The sequence below is a fragment of the Flavonifractor sp. An91 genome (assembly GCF_002159225.1).
GTDB lineage: Bacteria > Bacillota > Clostridia > Oscillospirales > Oscillospiraceae > Flavonifractor > Flavonifractor avicola.
In genome coordinates this window covers 1-21,437 of sequence record NZ_NFHA01000017.1, presented here as the reverse complement: position 1 = coordinate 21,437, position 21,437 = coordinate 1, and the positions used below count along the sequence as shown (strand labels likewise).

General features: G+C 47.8%; 15 protein-coding genes. All 15 read right to left on the bottom strand.

Annotated features, from left to right (window positions below; genetic code table 11):
• Positions 1–9 precede the first annotated feature (9 nt).
• Complete coding sequence (locus tag B5G42_RS10570; RefSeq protein WP_087270048.1) at positions 10–6,438, bottom strand: hypothetical protein; 6,429 nt, start codon at positions 6,436–6,438, stop codon at positions 10–12.
• A 40-nt stretch (positions 6,439–6,478) separates the two neighbouring features.
• Positions 6,479–7,204 carry a tyrosine-protein phosphatase gene (locus B5G42_RS10565; protein WP_087270045.1) on the bottom strand — a complete coding sequence of 242 codons (726 nt, stop codon included), beginning with the start codon at positions 7,202–7,204 and terminating at the stop codon, positions 6,479–6,481.
• On the bottom strand, positions 7,201–7,983 hold the full coding sequence (locus tag B5G42_RS10560) for a CpsD/CapB family tyrosine-protein kinase (protein ID WP_162611080.1): 783 nt from the start codon (positions 7,981–7,983) through the stop codon (positions 7,201–7,203). The genes B5G42_RS10565 and B5G42_RS10560 overlap by 4 nt, the downstream gene beginning before the upstream one ends.
• Positions 7,984–8,128: 145 nt before the next feature.
• Positions 8,129–8,839: a YveK family protein gene (locus B5G42_RS10555; protein ID WP_087270039.1), complete on the bottom strand. Its 711-nt coding sequence runs from the start codon at positions 8,837–8,839 to the stop codon at positions 8,129–8,131.
• Positions 8,840–9,124: 285 nt separating this feature from the next.
• Positions 9,125–10,144, bottom strand: a complete 1,020-nt coding sequence (galE, locus tag B5G42_RS10550; RefSeq protein WP_087270036.1) for a UDP-glucose 4-epimerase GalE — start codon at positions 10,142–10,144, stop codon at positions 9,125–9,127.
• A 70-nt stretch (positions 10,145–10,214) separates the two neighbouring features.
• On the bottom strand, positions 10,215–11,579 hold the full coding sequence (glmM, locus tag B5G42_RS10545) for a phosphoglucosamine mutase (protein ID WP_087270033.1): 1,365 nt from the start codon (positions 11,577–11,579) through the stop codon (positions 10,215–10,217).
• A 35-nt stretch (positions 11,580–11,614) separates the two neighbouring features.
• A complete protein-coding gene (locus tag B5G42_RS10540; protein ID WP_087270030.1) occupies positions 11,615–12,277 on the bottom strand; it encodes a UDP-N-acetylglucosamine pyrophosphorylase in 663 nt (220 codons plus the stop codon).
• A 50-nt stretch (positions 12,278–12,327) separates the two neighbouring features.
• Positions 12,328–13,173 carry a nitroreductase family protein gene (locus tag B5G42_RS10535; RefSeq protein WP_140399837.1) on the bottom strand — a complete coding sequence of 282 codons (846 nt, stop codon included), beginning with the start codon at positions 13,171–13,173 and terminating at the stop codon, positions 12,328–12,330.
• 95 nt (positions 13,174–13,268) lie between these two features.
• Complete coding sequence (locus tag B5G42_RS10530; protein ID WP_087270026.1) at positions 13,269–14,303, bottom strand: polysaccharide pyruvyl transferase family protein; 1,035 nt, start codon at positions 14,301–14,303, stop codon at positions 13,269–13,271.
• Complete coding sequence (locus B5G42_RS10525; RefSeq protein WP_087270023.1) at positions 14,300–15,178, bottom strand: beta-1,6-N-acetylglucosaminyltransferase; 879 nt, start codon at positions 15,176–15,178, stop codon at positions 14,300–14,302. Before B5G42_RS10525 ends, B5G42_RS10530 begins: the two co-directional genes overlap by 4 nt.
• 8 nt (positions 15,179–15,186) lie before the next feature.
• Positions 15,187–16,695, bottom strand: a complete 1,509-nt coding sequence (locus tag B5G42_RS10520; RefSeq protein WP_087270020.1) for a hypothetical protein — start codon at positions 16,693–16,695, stop codon at positions 15,187–15,189.
• A gap of 66 nt (positions 16,696–16,761) precedes the next feature.
• The gene (locus B5G42_RS10515; RefSeq protein WP_206406181.1) at positions 16,762–17,742 is read right to left on the bottom strand and encodes a glycosyltransferase family 2 protein; all 981 of its coding nucleotides are present in this window, start codon (positions 17,740–17,742) and stop codon (positions 16,762–16,764) included.
• Between the two features lie 25 nt (positions 17,743–17,767).
• Complete coding sequence (locus B5G42_RS10510; protein WP_162611079.1) at positions 17,768–19,315, bottom strand: DUF1919 domain-containing protein; 1,548 nt, start codon at positions 19,313–19,315, stop codon at positions 17,768–17,770.
• A 297-nt stretch (positions 19,316–19,612) separates the two neighbouring features.
• Positions 19,613–20,422 (bottom strand): ATP-binding protein, encoded by an 810-nt coding sequence (locus B5G42_RS10505; protein WP_204220834.1) that lies wholly within the window; start codon positions 20,420–20,422, stop codon positions 19,613–19,615.
• A partial coding sequence (locus B5G42_RS10500; RefSeq protein ID WP_087270011.1) for a DDE-type integrase/transposase/recombinase occupies positions 20,415–21,437 on the bottom strand: 1,023 nt, incomplete at its 5' end. The genes B5G42_RS10505 and B5G42_RS10500, both read right to left, overlap by 8 nt.

Below are 21,437 nucleotides of genomic sequence, written 5' to 3'. Positions count from 1 at the left end.
CTTTCACAATTACTCCCCAAGATTCAAGGAGTAGGTCATTTGCTCGGATTCAGTACCCACCGACGGCACACTATCCACTGCGGGAGTAACTGTCATAGTCCGTTCACCCAACAGATTCGTGTTAGTAACATTGAGATAGAAGCCCAGTTGATCCTGCGTATACTGGCTGCTCACTACTTGATCAGCAATCCAATGGATAAACTCGCTGTTGAAGCTGAACCAGGACTCACTCGCCGTTTGGCCGGAGAATTGATATTTGCTCTTAACTGTTATGCCATGATTCTCATTATCGGTCGTCAGCAACTCCCAAGCTTCCTCATTGGTAAAGGTAAGCTTAAACCAGAACTGCACGGTATTGGCCGTTCCAGGCTCATACGTCCGCAGAGTGGTCAGCTGATAGGTATACAGCCGATAGCCGCCAGCAGTGCTGTCATAAATGGGCAGGCTGGGGTTATCTTTCTGGATGGTATAATACTCTGCGGGAAGCTTCAACAAGCCTTCACCCTCGGTGGAATCCACGACCTTGCCATAGGCGGTAAACTCGCTTCCGGTCGCATCAAGCTCATGGCCAGCCAGGTCCAGGGTTACGCCGGCGGAAACATGAATGCCACTTGCAGCTATATCCTTCAGCAGCGCAACGGTACCAGCTTTGGCCGCGTTGGCCGCATCAAGCATAGCATCCAGCGTACCGGCCTCAAGCGTTTCGCCATTGGTCCAGGTCGCCTCATACTCCTCTGCCACATCGACGGTCCAGTAATTGTCGCCGGTCGTGTTCTGGCTAGCCTCATAATACGGGGCCAGGTAGTCCTTATTCGGCTCCTCAGAGAAGCTGCCGCCGGAGATGGAGATGGTGGCACTGGTAGTCTCACCCTCACTGGGCTCCTGAATACCAACCGCACCGGTAAATTTGCCGCCGGAGATGGTAACCGTACCCTCAGCCGCATCCTTGCTGCTCTCTGTACCATTATGGGTAACCGCAAAGGCATAACCCGTGGTAACAGAGCCATTGTTGTTCATGCCAGAATCGACAGGAGTACCCGTGGCAGTCAGGCAAGTATCATCACCGCTGATGGTCACGTTGGTAAACTTCACTTCCAAAGCGGTATTACCTGTAATCGTGCTGTTCTCAATAATCAGGTTCTGGAAGCCCTGGTCAGGATTTTCAGCATTGGTACCGTTATTGGAGACATAAATGCCTGTTCCGTTCTCACTCTCATCTGTAATGGTACTGTTCTTAATGGTGATCGTAGTACCGCCAAACGAGCCGTTTTGATATACACCGAAATACTTGGATGTAATGGTTGCACTGTCAATATTAATGGTGTTTTTAGGTCCCTGGCTCCAAACGGCTATATCTTGAGAATGAATGGTTCCGTAGACATTGATGGTTGCATTTCCCTGCTCAAGCAGATTGTTGGTCGCCGTGATACCAGCCGCACCGGCGTTAATCGTCGCGTCGTTTGCAAGTGTAACCGTACTGCTCGTCAGGCCGAACACGCCGTTTTGGGATGCACTCAGTGTACCGTTTTCCAGGGTAAAGGAATTTCCGGTGTTGACAATAAATGCATAATCCGCCGTGGAGCTGATGGTCTTGTCATTCAGATTCAGCGTAATATTCTTAGAAATAATAACTCGGTCAGTCAGTGCAACATTTTGAAGCAGTTTGATGGTATCTCCGGATTTAGCCTCTTTCAGAGCCTCTTCCAGAGTATCATACTTGGTGCTGCCGATCTGAGCCACCGGGCTCTTGACTATGCTCACAGTGCGGTCGCCATTGAACTTCTTCTCGTATCCCTCGGCGATGGTAATGTTGTTTTCGTTTTCGATCCACCCCGTAGCAGTATTAGTTAGCATATTGTATTTGCCGCCATAGAGGGTGATCTTTCCGGTCAGAGTGTGTTCATACCATGTTCCATCATCGAAAGCGTTGGCCTCAATGTAGGGGGTGTTGGGATCGCCGTGGATCGAAACGGTACCACTGGCATTGTTGATACCGTAAGCGGAGTTATACCGGCCCTGGTTTTCAACGGTGATTTTTCCGCCGTTCACTGTAGTCTGGCAATTGTTGCTGTTGTAAATGCCGTATACATCCCAGGCTTTGCTATATTCGGAGTAACTATTCAGTCTGCGCACCTCAATAGCGCCGCCATTCATGACCATCGTGGTACCACTGCTATACACACCAGACAGCGGCTTCTTCGAGCCTTCGCTGCCGGTCAGCTTCAGGGTGCCGGCCTCCAGGGTAAACTTGCCACTACTATACCCATTGTAAATGACGCTCGTACGCGACTTTTCGGCAGAGCCGTTCTCAGTCACCTCGATGGAGCCACCCTTGCCCTCGCTGGTGTCCGTAATGGTCAGCTCGCCATAGTTCTTGATCAAATCGAATCCTTCTGTATTAGTGAACTCTGCGGTGATCTTGTGGCCGTTCAGGTCCAGGGTCATGGACTGGTTGACATCAATCATCAGCACATAATCCTGATTCTCGATCGGCTTCAGCTCCACATCCGCCAGCAGCTTCACGGTCTGGCCGGCAGTGGCGGCCTCGACCGCCTCGATCAGGGACTCATACTTCTGATCGTCGACGATCTCAGCCACAAAGTCCTCTTCTACGACTACCCAGTCGCCTTTGTCGTTCTGCTCAGGAGCATAGCCATCAACCAGATAGGTGTCGTCGGGCTTCTCGGAGAAGGTACCGCCGGAGATGGAGGCTGTGCCGATATTGTCGGCATCGTAGCGATCCACGATTAGCTTCTGTTCCTCAGTCGCAGTAGTAAAGGTACCACCGGTAATCACCAGTTCGCCCACAGAAGTGGATGCGTTCTGCCACGAAGATGTAAACAGGACTGCATAGGCAGTATCTTTTGTCGCAAACGTACCGTCGTTGATGGTGGCCTTGTTCCAGTTCATGATGACATACTGTGCAGAATTGGTAAACGTACCGCCGTTGATAGTCAGCGTGCTGTTGACATCATTTTTAACTGTATTAATGCCTCCATCAAACGTTCCGCCATCGATGGTCAGATTCCCCATTACACCGCTCTTGCTGTTACAGATCATGCTGGAGAAACCGCCCTTGTTCTTTACAGTGACACCGTTTTCAATGATCATGGTACCATCGTTCACAATGGTATACCAGCTGTTTCCGTTAGCGCCGGCCAAAGTACCTGCTTCCAGAGAGCGCTCAAAGGTGCCGCCGCTCAGTTTCACAGTACCATTGTTTACCAAGGCACCCTTCCCGTGGGTAACGTTATCCACCGTGCCGGTTTTGGCTTCGCTGCTATCGGTGATGGTCAGCGTGCCGTTATTGACAATAGTATGATCGGAATCATTGGTGATCTTGTGGCCGTACAGGTCCAGCGTGATGTTCTTGCCCGCGGGCACCACCACATCCTCGGTCACATCAGCCAGCAGGGTGATGGTAGCATTATCCTCAGCCGCAGCAATGGCATCCGCCAGGGTGACATAGCCGGTCTCACCGATCCGGGCCTCAGCCTCAACCACGGTGTAGATGGTGTTACCGCTCTCATCTTTGGTGGGAGTCGCGGCATACTCGGGCGTACAGAAATTATCAGTGGGGCTTTCCGTATCGCTGTTGGTCGGGTCGTAATTTACGAAGGTACCACCGGATACATAGAATTTTGAGTTATTATTATCAATTCGGTTCAGCACCCACCAAGTGTCTTTCCAGTCGGTAGACGCGCTAAAGTGGCCATCCTTAATGTAGGCGGCCGAGCTGTCACCCACCTGTACACAGGTCAACCCAGCATAGTAAGTGCCGTTTTCAATGGTCAGTACGGAATTGTCATACAGACGGAAAATGTATCCGAAGCCATTGTAATCGAGATACGCATCGTTGAACGTAAATGTTCCGTTGCCGGTTACAACCACTTGCGCTTTGCCTTCAAGGTCAATAATAGCACTCTTATGGTCTGCATCACCCGAATAGATAACGCTATACCCGTTGGTGTCGATTGTGATGTTTTTATCTGCGATCGCAATGCGCTCCAACACAGTGGCATTGGCAAGCAGTTCAACCGTCTGGCCGCTCTGAGCCTTTTTAATGGCCTCTTCCAGCGTAGCGTACTGGACATCGCCGACCTCGGCGACTTTCGTGTTGGTGTCATCTACCACACAATAGTAGCCGTCTTTCTGTTCAAAGCTCTTTCCGTCGGCCAGATTCCAATCATAGGGCGGATTTACCACTTTGAACTTACCGCCGGAGATCTTTCCGCTCGGCGCAGTCACCTTGCCTTCAAAGGTACCGCCGGTAATGGTGTCAGTGACCTTCACCGCCTTCTGGAAGGTGCCGTCGGTAATGGTTGTGGCCGAGTCAACAACACCATTAAAGGTGCCGCCGGAGATGGTAAGGTTCTTTACGGTAGAATAATAAATTGCTTTGCTAAGAGTATTCTCATTCGTGGTATAGGTACCGCCGGAAATGGTCACAGGCGCATTATTAGCGCTGATCCACCCGCCGGTAATGCAGTATGCACATTGAGCAGCCGGGACAGCCGATGCGTCTACGGTCAAATTTTCAATGGCAAGCCCTTGTGCGTCAGCAAGCATGTACACATAGAGGCCATACAGCGCAGTCCCCGTCAGCGTATCGCTAAGGATGATCTCGCCGCCTGTAATGTTCGTGCTGTTGTTGCTGGACAGATACACACCATATTTTGCGCGTCCGGCAATTTTTACTGTGCCGCCGCTCATGGCAAAAGTACCTGTGACTCCCACATAAATCGCGCGACCCTTTGCAGCGGTATAGGAAATCGTACCGCTCTGCAGCGCAAACGTACCATTGGGATTCACATAAATGCCGGTAGAATCACCGGAATCATTATATGTGGATGTAAACGCCAGCTCACCGGCTTCATTGGCAGAGGTATCCTGGATGGTCAGCTTTCCGCCGTCTTTTACCGTGATGGCTGCCTTTGCGGAGGTGTTCCAGGTCACAGTCTGGCCGTTGAGATCCAGAGTGATGGCCTTGCCGGTAATCGCATAGGTTTCGGCCATGTCCACAGTGGCAGGGGCAAGGACCTTAATGGTCTCGCCGTCCTGAACTTTGTTCAGGGCCTCACTCAGAGTGGCATACTGCTTGCCGTTGATCTCGGCTTCGTTCTTCTTGACAACACCCCAAGTGCCGTCGGCATTCTCCTGAGGCACAAAGCCCTCGGCGCAGTATTTCTCAGGAATCTCAACAGAGAAGGTGCCGCCGGAGATGGAGAGGGTAGAACTACTGCCGATCTCAAGCTTGCCGGTAAAGGCACCATCAGCAACATTGATAACACTCGGATTGGACGTAGTGGAGTTATCCGCCTTCAGAACTGTTCTACCAGCGCTAAACGTACCACCTTCGACATTGATGGTACCACCAGAGTTAAACACATAAGCGCCATAGTTTTCACTGGTAAAGGTGCCGCTGTGAACATTCACTGTACCGCCACCGCTTACCGCAACATTCACGCTGTTCCAGTCGGAATATCCCTTCTGCGTAAACGTACAACCGTAAATATTCACTGTGCCGCCAGCAGCTTCGATGCCGCCGCCCAAAGTGGCATCCACAATCACATCACGCAGCTCCAGATCGCTGCCACCATATGTCTTGATCACATGCCAATATGCAGTCTGACCCGCCAGAGAGACATTGCTGATCTTCATATGGCCGCTGTTGAAGACGCAAGTATAGGGAGAAAGCAGGGAACCGCCAGTGATCGTTGCGGTAGCACCAAACTGATTGCTTAGGGGCGTCCCAGAATTGTTACCGCTCTTCTCGCCAGTAAAGGCCAGCGTACCGCCAGTCATATAGAAGGTAGCTTCGTTCCAAACAGCAGCACCGCCGCCATTGGAGTCGATGGAGTTAATGGTACCACTTTCCAAAGTGAGAATGCCGTTTTCAAGATTCTGCACACCACGGGAGCTAATGGAACCGTCTTTCTCCGCAGAAGTATCACGGATCGTCAGTGTTCCGTAGTTGCTAATGGCATAAATGCTCCTGCCGCTGACCGCCTCAGGAACGGTAACAGCGCAGCTGTTGAGATCCAGGGTGATGGTTTTCCCCTCAGGAACCTCAATGGCATTGGAAATCTGGGTGTCAGCCAGCAGTTTGATGGTAACTGCGTCGCTGCCCACCGCATCAAAGGCGTTTTCCAGGGTGGGATAGGTCTGGTCGCCGATCTGGGCTACATCCTCAGTGCTCTCCGCCGGAGTAGTCTCTGCCGGAGTGGTCTCTGCCGGAGTGGTCTCCGCCGGAGTAGTCTCCGCCGGAGTAGTCTCTGCCGGAGTAGTCTCTGCCGGAGCGCTCTCTGCCAGAGCATTCTCTGCCGGGGCGGTGTCTACCGTCCCCTCATCTGCTGCCAGTGCGCTTACAGGCAGCATGGTGAGTAACATGCAGAGTGTCAGCAGGACGCTTACTACTTTTCTTCCTACTTTTTTCATGCAGTTTCCTCCTCACTTCTTCTAATGCGCTGTATCTATATTATAATTCTTCCCGCTTTGAACTCACATCCTCCGCCCGGCGGCACAGGAGACGCGCCTGCCTCCATCCCAACTGCCGGGCCAGAACCTTTACAGCAGGCCCCAGATTGGGTGGACGATGGTGGAGACTGTGGCAGTCCGACGCCAGCAGAAAAATCTGTCCACGCTGGATCATCCGCAACGCTTTCCTGCGAGAGAAGAATTTTAACAATATATTGGCACTTAACTGTATGGGAACACCCAACCGAAGTAATTGCTCAATCTGCTCCTTTCGCTGCCTGTCCCAATAGCGGTCCAGGTGAGCGATGACCGGGATAAACTGGCCCCGGCCCAGCAGATCATAGAGCTGGCTGATCATCTGGTCCCTCCACGGCGTAAAGGGCAACTCCAGTAGAAAATAATTGCTTTGGCCAAGGCAGAGATCCTTTAGTTCCTCTCTGTCTGCCAGGTTCGGCATCCAGGCCACTTCTGCGCCCAGCTCCCACCGGGGCAGCACCGCCCGCTCCCGTGCCGGCAGCTGCGATGCAGCCTGCTCCAAACGGGAAAGGGCCTGACGCCGCCGGGACAAAAAGGAAGATACATCCTCCTCTTCCCGGTAAAAATGAGGGGTAAAAATGACCCTGTCCACACCCTGGTCCCATTCCATCCGGAGCATCTCCAGGCTGGTTTCCACATCCCGGGCTCCATCATCCATGCCGGGAAGAATATGGGTGTGTAAATCGGTCATTCCGTTTTCCCTCTCTCTTCCGGTTCCGGTTCTCGGCTGGAGGGAGGACTGCTGTAGCCGTAGCCGTAGCCATACCCATAACCGTAGCCATATCCCTTATACTTCTTGTACCTTCTGTACTTTCCAGAACCATAACCGCCGCGCTCTGAATCCACTCCGTTCAGAACGTAGCCCAGGATTTTGACTTTGGCATATTCCAGCTGTTCGACAGCATCCTGAACGCTTCCCTTCTCCGAGTGTCCGGCCCGCACCACAATGAGCACGCCGTCGCTGCGGGAAGCCAGCACCACTGCATCGGTCACCATATTGACCGGCGGCGTATCGAGAATGACGTAATGGTAGACCTGCCGCAATTCCTCCAGCAGCGCCGTCATCCGCTTGGAACCCAAAAGTTCCGAGGGATTCGGGGGGATCTCTCCCGATGTCATAACGCTCAGGTTGGGTACTTTGGTGGGAAGGATGGCCTGCTCCAGCAGCGTGTGGTCCACCAGAACATTACTCAACCCCACATTTGCACCCAAGGAAAGCAGACTGGCCAGCTTGGGCCGACGCAGGTCGCAGTCAATGAGTAAAACCTTACGATCCGTTTGCGCAAAGGATATGGCCAGGTTCACCGAGGTAATGCTCTTTCCCTCACTCATCATAGCGGAGGTAACCTGAATGATCTTGTTTCCCTCTTCTCCCGTCAGGGAAAAAATAATATTGCTGCGCAGCGTCTTGTAGGCTTCCTGGGTAAAAAAGTCATCCTTTTGCGTCAAAAGGTGCTTACGTTCCTCCAAAATAGAGATACTTTCTGTACTTCGCTTTTTCGTCCGTTTGGACACATGCGCACCGCCTTTTTTCTTCTTGACTGAAATCATCATGCACCCTGTCTCTCTTCCTCAACCGTATATACCAGCACATTCTTCCGCGTGCGTACCCGTATCATTTCTGGCCCTTACCAGAAGTAAACACTGGGATACGCCCCAGTACAGGCAGGTCAGAAATCTCCAGCAGATCTTCTTCCTTTTTGATCCGTACATCTAGCAAATCCCGAACGGTGAGAAGGGCCACAATCAGGATAACGCCAACCGCCGCTCCCAGCATCACATTCTTCCGGTAGCTGGGAGAATAGGGGGCGCCGGGCACCTTGGCATAGTCTACAATCTTGGTAGAACTGCCTTCCACAAAATTCTCAATCTCCCCTGGCGCAACCTCTGCCACCGCATTGGCAATCAAGGCAGCCATTTCAGGATCCGGATGAGAAATATAAACATCAAAAAGCTCTGTTTCGCCAACCTGTGAAGCTGACATAATGGAACGGATGTATTCAGCAGAAATATCCATTTCCATGCTGTCCGCCACTTTTTCTAACACAGTATCGCTGCGGATAATGTTGACATAGGTACTGACCAGCTGCTGAGAGGCGGTCAGATTGCTGCCGGAGATATAATCGATCTGCTGTCCGCTCTCCACATTATTGACATAGATGGTCACTCCAGCCTGGTACATGGGGGTCACAAAGTTTGTCGTGTAGAAATACATAATGCCTCCGCCCGCAATGGCACACAGCAAAATCAGCCACCACTTTCGCAGATAGAGGAACAATAGCTTTGTCAGATCTATCTCCATATTTTCTTTTTTTCTTTCCACCATATCCTTGCCTATCTCCTTACCCGTATTATTTTGCAAAATCCACGCAGATTATATCAAATTTTACATATAACCTCAATCATGTATTTGCAAAACCAGGTAACCCATTTGTATAATCAAATATTTACGTTATAACATATCGCTACCAGAGATTCCGGCGCCATTTAAGCCTTAAATCTTTTTTGCCATTTTAGCACATAATTCCATTAAATTCAAGGTGGCTTTGGCACCTTACCGAATTAAAGATCGCAGAAAATCCGTATTTTCTATATGATATAACAGGAAATCTTAATTGCGGTATCCATTTGGATTTGTCGCCTGCCACTTCCAAGAGGAAGCGCACATTTCCTCCAGGTCATACTGTGCTTTCCAACCCAGTTCTTCCTGAGCCTTCGCGGGATCGGCATAACAAGCCGCAATATCTCCCGGTCTTCTGGGGTCAATCACATAGGGCAGAGGCTTTCCACACGCTTTTTCGTAGGCCTTGATCATCTCCAGCACAGAATATCCTCTGCCCGTTCCCAGATTGCACACAAACAGCCCGCAGTTGGTCTCCAGCTTTTGAAGCGCCGCAATATGTCCCCGAGCCAAATCTACCACGTGGATGTAATCCCGCACACCGGTACCATCGGGCGTCGGGTAGTCATTTCCATACACATGGATCTGCTCCAGCTTGCCTACGGCTACCTGAGCAATATACGGCACCAGATTGTTGGGGATCCCATTGGGATCCTCGCCAATCATACCAGACTCATGGGCTCCGATGGGGTTGAAATAACGCAGCAGCGCAACATTTAAAGTAGGATCCGCCTTGCAGTAGTCCATCAGGATCTGTTCCACAAACAGCTTCGTGGTACCATAGGGATTGGTCGTTCCGCCAGTGGGAAAGTCCTCCCGAATGGGTACGCTGGCCGGATTCCCATATACCGTCGCAGAAGAGGAAAAGACAAAATCCTTCACTCCGTGTTTCCGCATGGCATTGAGCAATACCAGCGTACTCATCAAATTGTTGCTGTAGTATTCCAAGGGTTTGGATACGCTCTCTCCCACTGCTTTCAGACCCGCAAAATGAATGACGGCCTCGATCTCAGGGTGGCGGCAAAACACTTCCTCCACCTGGAGCGGATCACACAGGTCCGCTTTTTCAAAAGGAACCGGCTTTCCTACAATCTGCTCTACCCGCCGGACTGCTTCCTCACAGGAATTGACCAGATTATCGGCCACAACGATCTCATAACCAGCCTGCACCAATTCTACACAGGTATGGCTTCCAATATAGCCTGCACCGCCACTGACTAAAATCGACATAATAAAGCACTCCTATCTCCCACCGGCATCTAATTGGCCGGATCGCAACGCCGCAGAGTTTATCTGCATCTTACACTGCGTGTCCCTTCTCTTTGATCACGTCCACCACACGCTGGGCCAGCGTCTGGCACTGCTCCTGAGCAGGAGCTTCCACCATGACCCGGACCAGAGGCTCCGTACCGGACTCTCTCACAAGGATCCGTCCGGTATTCCCCAGCTCGTCGGCCACCGCAGCCACAGCGGCCTGCACATCGGGATCTGCCTGGGCTTCCTGCTTGTCCTTGACTCGCACATTGATCAGCACCTGAGGATACACCGTCATGGGAGCCACAAGCTGACTCAAGGGCTGCTTCCGGGCCAGCATGGCCTCCATCACCTTCAAGGAGGTCAGGATACCATCGCCTGTCCGGGCATATTTGGTGAAGATAATATGGCCGGACTGCTCGCCGCCGATGCGGTGGCCGTACTTCACCATGTTTTCATAGACATACTTATCGCCCACGGCGGTCTTTTCATAATTGATTCCCGCCTCTTCCAGTGCCTTGTACAGTCCGAAGTTGGACATCACGGTGGTCACCACCGTATTGGTAGTCAGCTTGTCCCGCTCTTTCATATAGCAGGCGTACAGGTACATGATCTGGTCGCCGTCCACCAGGTTGCCCTTTTCGTCCACTGCCAGGCAGCGATCAGCATCACCGTCGTAGGCAAAGCCCACATCCATGTGATTTTCCACTACATAGCGCTGGAGTCCCTCAATGTGGGTAGAACCGGCATCGCGGTTGATATTTGTGCCGTCCGGATTGGTATTGATGGTAAACACCTCCGCCCCAAGAGACTCAAAGACCTGGGGCGCAATATGCCAGGCGCTGCCGTTGGCACAGTCCAAAGCCACTCGCTTACCTTTAAAGGAGTACACGGCCAGCGAGACGAGGTAACCCATATAGCGGTTGCGGGCAGCCACTTCATCTACGATGTGACCGACCCGTTCCTCTGTGGCCATAGGAAGCGTATCCACGGGCTGTCCATCCACCGTCAGCTTGCCATCCAGATAATCCTCTACCAGCGCAATGACGCTGTCCTCCATCTTCTCTCCTTCGCCGTTGAGCAGCTTGATTCCGTTGTCATAGAAGGGGTTGTGGGAGGCGCTGATCATAACACCGCAGTCAAAATGATCGGTGCGGGTAACATAGGACACAGAAGGCGTGGTGGTCACGTGGAGCAAACCCACATCGGCGCCAGACGCCGCCATACCGGCGCTGATGGCATACTCCAGCATATAGCTGGAGCGACGAGTGTCCTTGCCTACCACAATACGGGCCTTGTGCTCCCGGCCGTAATACCAGCCCAGAAACCGGCCGATACGGTAAGCATGATCGGTAGTTAAGCCTTCACCGGCCTTTCCGCGAAAGCCGTCTGTTCCAAAATATTTTCCCATTTATCTCACTCTTTCTTTATTATTTATTATTGTTGTCAGGCTTTGCGCTTGATGATATGATCCTTGTCCTTATAAATGCTGTCCTCAGGCACAACGCCCCGGACGCAAGAGGTGGGATAGACACTGCTGCGGCGGCCGATCACTGTGCCCGGATTAAGCACCGAGTTGCAGCCGATCTCCACATAGTCGCCCAAGATGGCGCCCATCTTTTTTCGGCCGGTCTCAATGGCGGTATCGCCCTTGATCACCACCAGCGTCTTGTCCGACTTCACGTTGGAGGTGATGGAACCGGCGCCCATATGGCTCTTATAGCCCAGGATGGAGTCGCCCACATAGTTATAGTGGGGGGTCTGCACATTGTCAAAGAGGATTACATTTTTCAGTTCCACGGAGTTGCCCACCACACAGTTGGCGCCCACCAGCGCGGAACCACGAATAAAGGCACAGTGGCGCACCTCGGTCTCCGGACCAATGATGCAGGGGGCACCCAGATATGCGGTAGGGGCAACGGTAGCACTCTTATGTACCCAGACGTGTTCGGCAGGCTGATCGTACTCTTCAGGAGAGAGTCCAACCCCGAGAGAGAGGATCAGTTCCTTGATGCCGTCCAGCGCCTCCCAAGGATACCGGAACTGCTTTAGGTAGTCTCCTGCCATCGTGTGGGACAGATCTAAAAGGTCGGTAATCTTGATGTTCATGTGTATCACCACTCCTTTCCACCGCACTACAAAGTGCTAAAGCGGGATATCTATTTAATAATATGCATAATGCTATTCACATTTCTTTTTTCAGACTTTGCAGCTATATAAGATTCTCCCGCATAGTGTCCAGCAGTAACCAACGATATTATTTTATGTGACTTTGGGATCCCTAAAATATCGGCCAGTTTTGCATCGTTGTCGGGCTCAGAACCCCATATCACCGGGCAGGCTGCCAAACCGTACGCATCAATGGAATAAAGCAGGTTCATCAGAAAGATTCCGCCGTCTATAAACACAGCATTTCTTTCATATTCATTTTGATATAAGTTAAGGTCCCCTGTAATCGCAAATATTACGCCCGGTCTATCGAATCCTCTTGTCCCACCATGCATTTGCATGATCTGTTGAATTTTCTCTAAGTTAACACACGCAAATATATGCGTTGCCTGTCTGTTGCAGGCGCTGGGGGCCGTCTGCGCAAGTTGTACAACCTGTCTTATAACCTGATCGGAAACTATTCTATCGGCATAGCTTCTGGTGCTGTGACGTCCTTTTGCTATCTCTTCAAAATTTGTGGACTTTTTGACCGGTAAGCTAATAATACCCGCCATAGAATCGCTTTTTTCCAAATACTCTTTAGGAATAAAATCTACTGCTCCACCCTGAGCAACTTGATAGTTAACGTATGCAGACACTACACCTTCAACCAATTGGCCAATCTGATCGTCTTTTCTCTCATCAAAAGACTGATATTTTTTGCACAGATCCAGTAATTCTAAGACCTTATCTTTTCCAAATCCAGGTCTGCAATGAGGCAGAGACATCCCCTTCTCTAATGCATGAACCAATAATCTTATTTTGGTGGCAACGCACTCTTTATTCTGCTCATTCATACAAGAGTGCTCCACATATTGTTTCAAATCATATTGATAAAGATAATTAAGATACCTTGTTTTCCCATATTGCGTATGTTCCCGAACATACTTTTTTATTTTCCCAAGCAAGAAATTGCCTCCTTTAATCTATCCATGGAGTACCTCCGCCACTTGTCAAGTCTCGCTTCAAATGCCTCATCATCAAATGGCTGTGCAATTATTTGTTCAAAACATTGGCTTGAACAGTTTTCTTCAATCAGGCGCTGTTCTTCTCCCAACCGTACCACAAGATCCTTGACCTTTTCACGAACCGGATAGATACAACATCTCTTATGGTTCAAAAGCGTAAAAATTGCGCCATGAAAGGTCGTCGTGAACACGCACTCGGCTCCTTGTATCAATGCGCTAAACTGCAGCGCTGAGCACTCAATTACCTCATCAACCCACGGATGCCAGAAGCAAGGGGAGATAATTTTCAAATTATGTTTTCTTGCATAGCTCACCACTGTATTTTGCATCTCTGGATCCAAGCCATAAGTATACACCAGCATATACCTGTTCTTGGGCAGCTGTATACTCTCAGAGATATTCTCCAGCGGAAGCAGCAATGTCGGATCACATACGATCTCGTGGTCTCCCCCCACTACTCGGTCTACAACTTCTTTTGTCCGGGCATCTCTGGGCAGAATGGACCGAAAGTTGGGAAGTTCGCGAAGATATTCTGCGCAGGTTGTCAAGCTGCTATCTTTTACCGCACCAACGCTGACCGCGTAGGCAATTTTATTGGTATCGCCAACATCCAGTCCCCAAAAAAGGCCATCTTTAAAATATGGGTTGTCCAAGTTCCAAATCTCATCGCTTCCATAGACCAAAAGATCAAACTGTTCCTGAAGGATCCGTTCTCTAGACACACATTTTATTCTATGAACATCGCGCAAAAATTCTTTTGCCTTTTGAAGCCGCAGGAAAAATTCTCTTTTAGGGTTAATTCTGCATAAGTACTTGCAGGCCAGCTTTATTGGTGAGATATTTTGAATAAAATAAACTTTATGGCCCATCTTTTCTAATGCCGTCTTTAGCGCATATCCCTGGAGATAAGACCCCATATTGGTAATAGGCTCATAGACGGTTACAATACCTATTTTCATTTTAGCGTCTTCCTTAATTCTACATATTGAATGATCGCATCAATAACCTGCCTGTCAACCTTTTCATCAAATTTTCGAGCAAACAGCTTCGGGGATTGCTTCAGCCGCTGTAAATCCTCCATGGTGTACACGTGGGGAGAATCTTTTACCCTCCGTTCCCAGTCAATCTCTCTCAGATCATCGGTACGGCCTTCTGAATTTTTAAATATTTTTTCTGCAAAGGGCGAATTGCAGAGCAAATACTGCTTATAGCACTCATCTGCACAGACTGTTGCACGGCATATTTTGAAGATAAACTTCTTGTGTGCAATAAGATACATGACAGCACTGTGCGTCAGCGAGCACCAATTATATCCTTTTCGAAATAACATATTAAATCTTCTAATTCGGTCTACTTTTAGCTTTTCCTGTAGCCAGTTCAATCTTGCCGTTATTCTATAGCCCCAAGTTTTAGGGAAATGATACCAACTTAGTCTCTGATAATCCCATGTGCTTGCTTGGTCTTCATAATAAATATATTCCACATCTTTATTATTAAAAAAGTGATGGATCTCCTCCTGAGTTTTTAAGCACAAATCCACTCCGGAGATCAAATGATAGTATGCATATTGCCGCTGAGCAGCCATTTCATACAAACTCATTTCAGTTTTCACCTGAGAACTATGTCCCCACTTAACATTAATCCTTTTATTTGTAAAAATCACCTGAGAGTATACGCATATTCTTTGGAAATAATAAAAGTCAAAATGTGCTACTTTTTTATCTATATGAATATAGATATCATTGCGAGGGTCATCTATTTGCCGCAATAATTTTTCCAATAACTCAAAGTTGCCGTGGGCCATAATCAAATATGCATGCTTATTTACCATCATTCTTCGACCTACTTGTTTCGCCTAATCTTTTTCAGTAAATCCTTTCGTTGCTGCTTATTAAACATTACAAAAGCTGTAATCACTAATCCAATCATAAGATTAATGATGCCGTTCAACATCAGCATCACCCAGCTAGAAGGCAATATAAAACTCTTTACAGTATTTTCCATTACAACCAAAATCGCCACGTTGAGGAGATTTTTTAAAATAACCGGGTAAAACGCAAATTTATATAGACCTAAGCACTTTGCCGCATAGATCGGTGTAAATGTTAAGTTTCTTATAATTCCATAAAAAGAGCTCACACCAACAATTGCATACACTCCCAAATCAGTGAATTTGAGCAAAACAAATGTAGTGATTGTACTTAATATGCCGGTTACCAATAGCGCAATTGAGTTGTTTCTCACTCTGTTCGTTAGTGAGAAAACACTGTACAAGGAATACACACATCCACTGATCAAAACTGTACCTGTTGCGAGAATAGTTAATGCGCTAAGTAACTGTGCATCATTTTCAGGAAGCCACAAGTAATAAAAATCTTTTGCATATACAATTAACATAGATAGGCATATTCCGGATATTGCCGATAAAATATTTATGGATTGTTTTATTTCTTTTAGCAATTCGTTTTTTTTATTTTTTGAATAAAGTTCAAGAAATTGCGGATAGAAAGAATCCGACAACATCGCTACCACCGATGTATAAAGAGACGGAATTGTTTTTGCAATAGAAACATTTCCGGTCATAACTCCATTAATGAAGAGATTACTTAGAAGTAAATCTAATCCATCCAGCAGAATTTGACTTAGCTTTGTAATGGAGTTCCACACTCCAGAAAAAACCAAAACTTTAATTGCTTTAAAAGAAAAATAACAGCGTTTTAGTTTTAACTCTGGCACATATTTTTTTGTATAGTAGATGTTAAATGCAATGGTATATAAACCAGTAATCAATGTTGCAGCAGCCACATAATAAATTTTGCCACTTAGCAACGTAAAAAACATAATGATCAGCAGTACACGTAAAATATTGGCTTCGAGAGTTCTAAAACTTCCTTTCCAAAGTATATTCTTGGCATACAGTACTACACCAAAGAAAGCTCCAATTAGCCCGATTATAAAATTTATAAAGATAATAGTAAACGTAAGTCTTGCATCAAACAGAAGATTATCACTTATATTTAACATTTGCAAATTACAAATAAGATAAATGGCAGGAATCAAAAGAACCAGCGCAAATACCGTATTCGCAATTAGCACTGAGCTAAAATATTTGTTTGCTTTTTCTTTGTCGTTTCTATGTAATTCAATAATGATAAATCTGCTTGCCATTGAATTCAAAGCTGCAGTTATTACCGTTATATAATTTGTAAAACTATTTGCAAGTCCTACCAGTCCGTATGCTTCTAATCCAACATGTCCGGTGATATACGGCGTCAAAAAGAAACTGATTACCAAACTTACGCCAAATGACAATATATTTGCAATCATGTTTAATGCAACTGCTTTTTTCATGTAACTCCTCGCATAGCTTGTAATAGGTTTTATAACCTTATTTTAATAATAGCCTTAAGATGCGTACTACTTTGGCTTCCGCCAACGCTGTACCTTACCGACCAGACAGTACAGATAAAACGGAAAAGTATTTCTAATTCTCGCCACTAGAAGAAATAACTTTAATTTTCCCTGTATGGAAGCTTTATGCATAATTAAATGTTTATACTCTAAAAAACAGTGTATGATTTTCGCTTTAGACATATCATCATGAGCATACTCAGCCGCTCGATATAATGTAAGCAGCGAAAAAAACAGCTTGCCAATCTCCTGGGATTCCAGTCCTTCCAGGCCTAATTTATTCAGTGCTTCTATCCGCTGCTTTCTTACTTCAAGAATATCAAGCATAGATGGTCTAAACTGGCTGTGAATAATACTTCCTTGACGCATAATATATCCGTAAAGAATATCGGGGATATAAGTTATGGTCAAATCTCTCTGGAACACCCTCGTACACCACATCTCATCCTCGTGACGGATATTTTCAAAAGGAATCTCTATCAGCAGCTGTTTCCGGATCAGCTTTGTACAGCCCGAAGCATATACTCCGCCGTACTCATACAACCTTGAGAATGCCTCTTGTGCAGTATGGGACTGTCCGATAATCTCAATCTGCGCCAGGTCAGGCAAGTTCACCGTTTCTTCTACTTCTTGATATTGAAACTGGACAATATCTGCCGGAGCAATACTAATGGCCTCCAGCAGCCGCTCCACCGTTCTTGGATGAATGTAGTCATCCCCGTCTAAGAAGAGAACATAATCAGCATGTGCTGATATTACTCCTGCATTCCGAGCTGAGGATAGCCCCCCATTTTTTTTATGGATGACTTGAATCCTTGGATCGCTTTCAGCGAATTGGTCACAGAGTCGACCACTGCCATCCGTAGAACCATCATCCACCAAAATGATCTCAATATCTTTCTCACTTTGATTTATTACAGAGGTAACAGCAGCGCTCATATACTCTTTGACATTGTAAATTGGAACTATAATTGATACTTTAGGCATATTCCTCAACCCATTTACTTCGTTATTAAAGACTATTTAGGATTTTAAGATCATCCGTATATCTCTGGACAACAGGAAATTCATCGCCCACGAAACCGTTTAGTTCAGGGACATGGATAGTTCCAGGCACATCATCATATGCGAAGCATAACTTATTTTTTAGCGGCAGCTTCATGAAGCGTTCTACATCTTCTTTACTACACCCTTCACGTTGGGACAACTTAAATAGCATTTGATCAGGGTTGATTCGTTCTATGCGGCGATACCACTTTTCAGCTGCTTCCGCCTCAGTTTTGTAGTGCATAAAATAAACTTCAATATCCCCCAGCTTTGCGACCGGATAGGCCTTTTGCTCCTTCAATTCATCATAATATGTGCATGATTCCCATGGGATAAATTTAAGTTTCATAGAAAAGTATGTTTTCCAGTCAGAGCACAGCTTAACAAAATCATGTCCCAGGAAAAACAATCCTGCTGTGGGAGATTGATATGGCAAGCCGTATTTTTGATAAATAAAACTTCCCCAGCAGTTGTTAGAGATGATAGTAAAATTTTTATTTTTTAAACGTACCTGCAACCGTGCAACTTTTACCTTATTGGATACTTTGCTTTTTACACCATGAACCATTCTCTCCGCAGTATATAAAAAGGGATTCAAACCAAATTTTTGTATTGATTTAAACGCCAAGCTGCGTGGATAAGCAGCAAGAATTCTTTTCACAATACTAACTATACTATTTCTCAAGGCTTTCGGTTCATAAATGTTCTTGCCATTGTTTGCAACAACAATTGCGCTTAATAATTCCAGGCACACGTCACTTTGTGATATATTCAGGTCTTTTTGACCTATCAACAAGAAACCAGGCAAATACTTTTCTTGATTTAACCCAAGTTCAGTGAGCATTTGCTCTTTTAATACTCTGATCTGAACTTCATATTCCTGACCATAATTTTGGGTTACCTGCATGGAGTGGACTCTATATTTCAGCAGCACATCTCTCAACGATGCTAAGGCATATTTACGAGAAATTCTCACCCACATCTCGTAGTCTTCCATCTTATCAAAATTTTTATTGTAATAATATTTCTCGTTTTTTATTACGCTTCCGCGAAGCATAACTGTAGGATGTGCAAAACAATTACCAAAAAGCAAATCAACTTTTAACTCATTAGGTGTAGTAGAAAACACCCTATCTACCTCTACTGCACCAAATAAATGTACAGCCGTTGCACATACAGCAACTTTAGTATGTGCATCCATAAACGCAACCTGTTTTTCAAACCGCTCTGGCAATGAAATATCATCCGAGTCCATCCTGGCGATATATTCTCCGCTTGCCAACTCCAATCCCAGATTCAGTGTTTCAGCCACACCCATATTGTGTTCATTGATATAGAACCGGATCCTCGGGTCAGAATAAGAGCGCACGATCTCCGGCGAAGAATCGGTAGAGCCGTCGTCAATAATGATGAACTCAAAATCCCTATAGGTTTGATTCAGGATACTGTCGATCGCTTCGCTCAGGTATTTTTCGGAGTTATATACCGGCATAATTACGCTAACTTTTGGCATAAGCTGACTCCTATCAGAGTTGATTTTAGACTTATCATTTTGCAAAGCATACACATTCTGCATCCTATAAATAGGCATGTTAGCTGATAAGCAAATATGTACAATCTAATAATCCAAATTTCATTTGCTTAATCCTCTATTAATTAATTCTACATAATCAATGAAGATCAAAATTTGCAGTACAGTTATTGCTGTTAGGGTCGGGCGAAATTAACCACTCCGGGTCAGGAGAAAATCGCCAATTTTGGTCAAACGAAAATCACCAATCTGGGGTAGCCAGCCCCCAGGTAGTATTGTTTACCCGGCCTGCTGCGGGTCAGCCGGTGAGCCAGTAGAAGTACGCAAGGCAACCGTCTCCAACTTCCTGCCCCGGAAGCTCTCTCCCTTAATGGTAAAGACCACAGCATCGTCAAAGATGCGGTCCAGGGCGCACAGAAGAGCATCGTTCTCGCAGAAGTTCTCCTTCCACTGAGCAGGGTCACGGTTGCTGGTAAAGACCATGTTGGAGTAGCCCTCCTTCTGGTAGCGGCGGTCCACCATGTCAAAGAACAGCCGGGTATTCTCCTTGTCAAACTCACAGTGTCCCACCTCATCAATAATCAGGCAGGAAGGGCGGACAAGGTAGGACAGAAGGTTGCTCTCCCGGCCGGAACGGCGTGCGGAAGTCATACGGTCCCGCAGCTCTGTCATCTTAATGAAGTAACTCCTAAATCCATGCTCACAGCAGGTACGCCCAAAAGCCTGGGCCAGATGGGTCTTGCCCGTACCAGGCCGTCCAATAAAGGCAATGTTTTTGTGAGCATAGAGGGCGGACAGCGTGGGGAGGCTGCGGAGCTTGTCAACATTCTTTCCGGTGACTCGGCTGAAATCAAAGTTGTCAAAGGTCTTGGGAACCTTCAGTGGGAGGCGGCTGGTGCGGAGCAGGAAATCCACTGTGGAACGCTCCCGCTTTTCCAGGAGATAGTCAAATACCTTCGCCACGGCAAGGGCTTCAGTATCGGTCATGTTGTGCTGCTGTACCAGCATTGCAAATTCCTGGGTGGAGAAACCATACTTTGTCAGCTCACGGGTGGCATGGGCCACCGCTTCAAACAGAGAGTCAGTCATCCTCGTCGTCCTCCTTGGTGAAGTTAAACTTCTCAAAGGAGAGGTCGGTGGAGGTCTGCGGGAGCTGCCTAATCACCGTTTTCACCGGCATGGAGGGAAACTCCTCCGGCTGCTCTGGGAACGCATACTGGTTAGCACAGAAGCTGTCCTGGTAAGCCCAGGTCACTTCATGGGTAGCGAGCAGGCGGGCCATATCTGCGGAGTAAATATAAAGGCAGGAGCCGTTTCGCATAACACGGGCCGTCTTGCCGCCATAGGCGTAGGGGACGCCAAAGCGCCGCCCCTCGTAGTTCACAAACCCGTCAAAGGAAATCCTCCGCTCAGGGCAAAGGTAGAGCAACAATTCAGGGCTGTCGTTCAGTTTCGTAACCACAGAGCCACACCGCTCCCTGTGGATGTCCTGCGGAATACCCAATCCCCGGTGGAAGGTGGTGTTCTGCTCGTCACACCAGTCCAGCGCGGAGAGGTTTAGATCGGTTACATTCCAAAAGCTCCGCCCGGCCAGGAAGTTGTCCTTCACGAAACGGACCAGGCGCTCCACTTTGCCCTTCGTAAAGGGGTGGCGGGGCTTACAGAGCTTAGTCTGGAAACCCACAGTCCGCATGAACTGCTCATAGTCCTTCTGCCAAAGGGGATGCCCGTCCTGGTCCCGCCGGATAACCACGCTTTTCATGTTGTCCGTAAGGATATACTGAGGGACGCCCATGTACCGGAACCCGTGGAGCATACCAATGAACAGGTTTTCCTGCTTGGCGTTGGGGAAGAACTCCACATACCGCTCACCGCAGTGGTGGCAGACCATAGCAAAGCAGGCAACAGAGTATTCTTCTCCGGTGAAAGACTGGACCTTGGTAAAGCCCCAGTCCATCTGGAACGCGTCTCCGGGGCCGGTGGTGTACCGCCGCCCACGGTTTCCCTGCGGAGCAACCGCATAGCGAGCAGGCGGAATGAGATGCTGGTGCGCCAGGATGTAGTTTTTAATCGTGGTCTGGCTGCCAGTATATCCGTTTGCACG

Bases quoted from the DNA above. Each gene is read 5' to 3' on its own strand.
- B5G42_RS10570 (WP_087270048.1), bottom strand. From the start codon at position 6,438: ATGAAAAAAGTAGGAAGAAAAGTAGTAAGCGTCCTGCTGACACTCTGC.
- B5G42_RS10565 (WP_087270045.1), bottom strand. From the start codon at position 7,204: ATGACCGATTTACACACCCATATTCTTCCCGGCATGGATGATGGAGCC.
- B5G42_RS10555 (WP_087270039.1), bottom strand. From the start codon at position 8,839: ATGGTGGAAAGAAAAAAAGAAAATATGGAGATAGATCTGACAAAGCTA.
- galE (WP_087270036.1), bottom strand. From the start codon at position 10,144: ATGTCGATTTTAGTCAGTGGCGGTGCAGGCTATATTGGAAGCCATACC.
- glmM (WP_087270033.1), bottom strand. From the start codon at position 11,579: ATGGGAAAATATTTTGGAACAGACGGCTTTCGCGGAAAGGCCGGTGAA.
- B5G42_RS10540 (WP_087270030.1), bottom strand. From the start codon at position 12,277: ATGAACATCAAGATTACCGACCTTTTAGATCTGTCCCACACGATGGCA.
- B5G42_RS10535 (WP_140399837.1), bottom strand. From the start codon at position 13,173: ATGAATGAGCAGAATAAAGAGTGCGTTGCCACCAAAATAAGATTATTG.
- B5G42_RS10530 (WP_087270026.1), bottom strand. From the start codon at position 14,303: ATGAAAATAGGTATTGTAACCGTCTATGAGCCTATTACCAATATGGGG.
- B5G42_RS10525 (WP_087270023.1), bottom strand. From the start codon at position 15,178: ATGATGGTAAATAAGCATGCATATTTGATTATGGCCCACGGCAACTTT.
- B5G42_RS10520 (WP_087270020.1), bottom strand. From the start codon at position 16,695: ATGAAAAAAGCAGTTGCATTAAACATGATTGCAAATATATTGTCATTT.
- B5G42_RS10515 (WP_206406181.1), bottom strand. From the start codon at position 17,742: ATGCCTAAAGTATCAATTATAGTTCCAATTTACAATGTCAAAGAGTAT.
- B5G42_RS10510 (WP_162611079.1), bottom strand. From the start codon at position 19,315: ATGCCAAAAGTTAGCGTAATTATGCCGGTATATAACTCCGAAAAATAC.
- B5G42_RS10505 (WP_204220834.1), bottom strand. From the start codon at position 20,422: ATGACTGACTCTCTGTTTGAAGCGGTGGCCCATGCCACCCGTGAGCTG.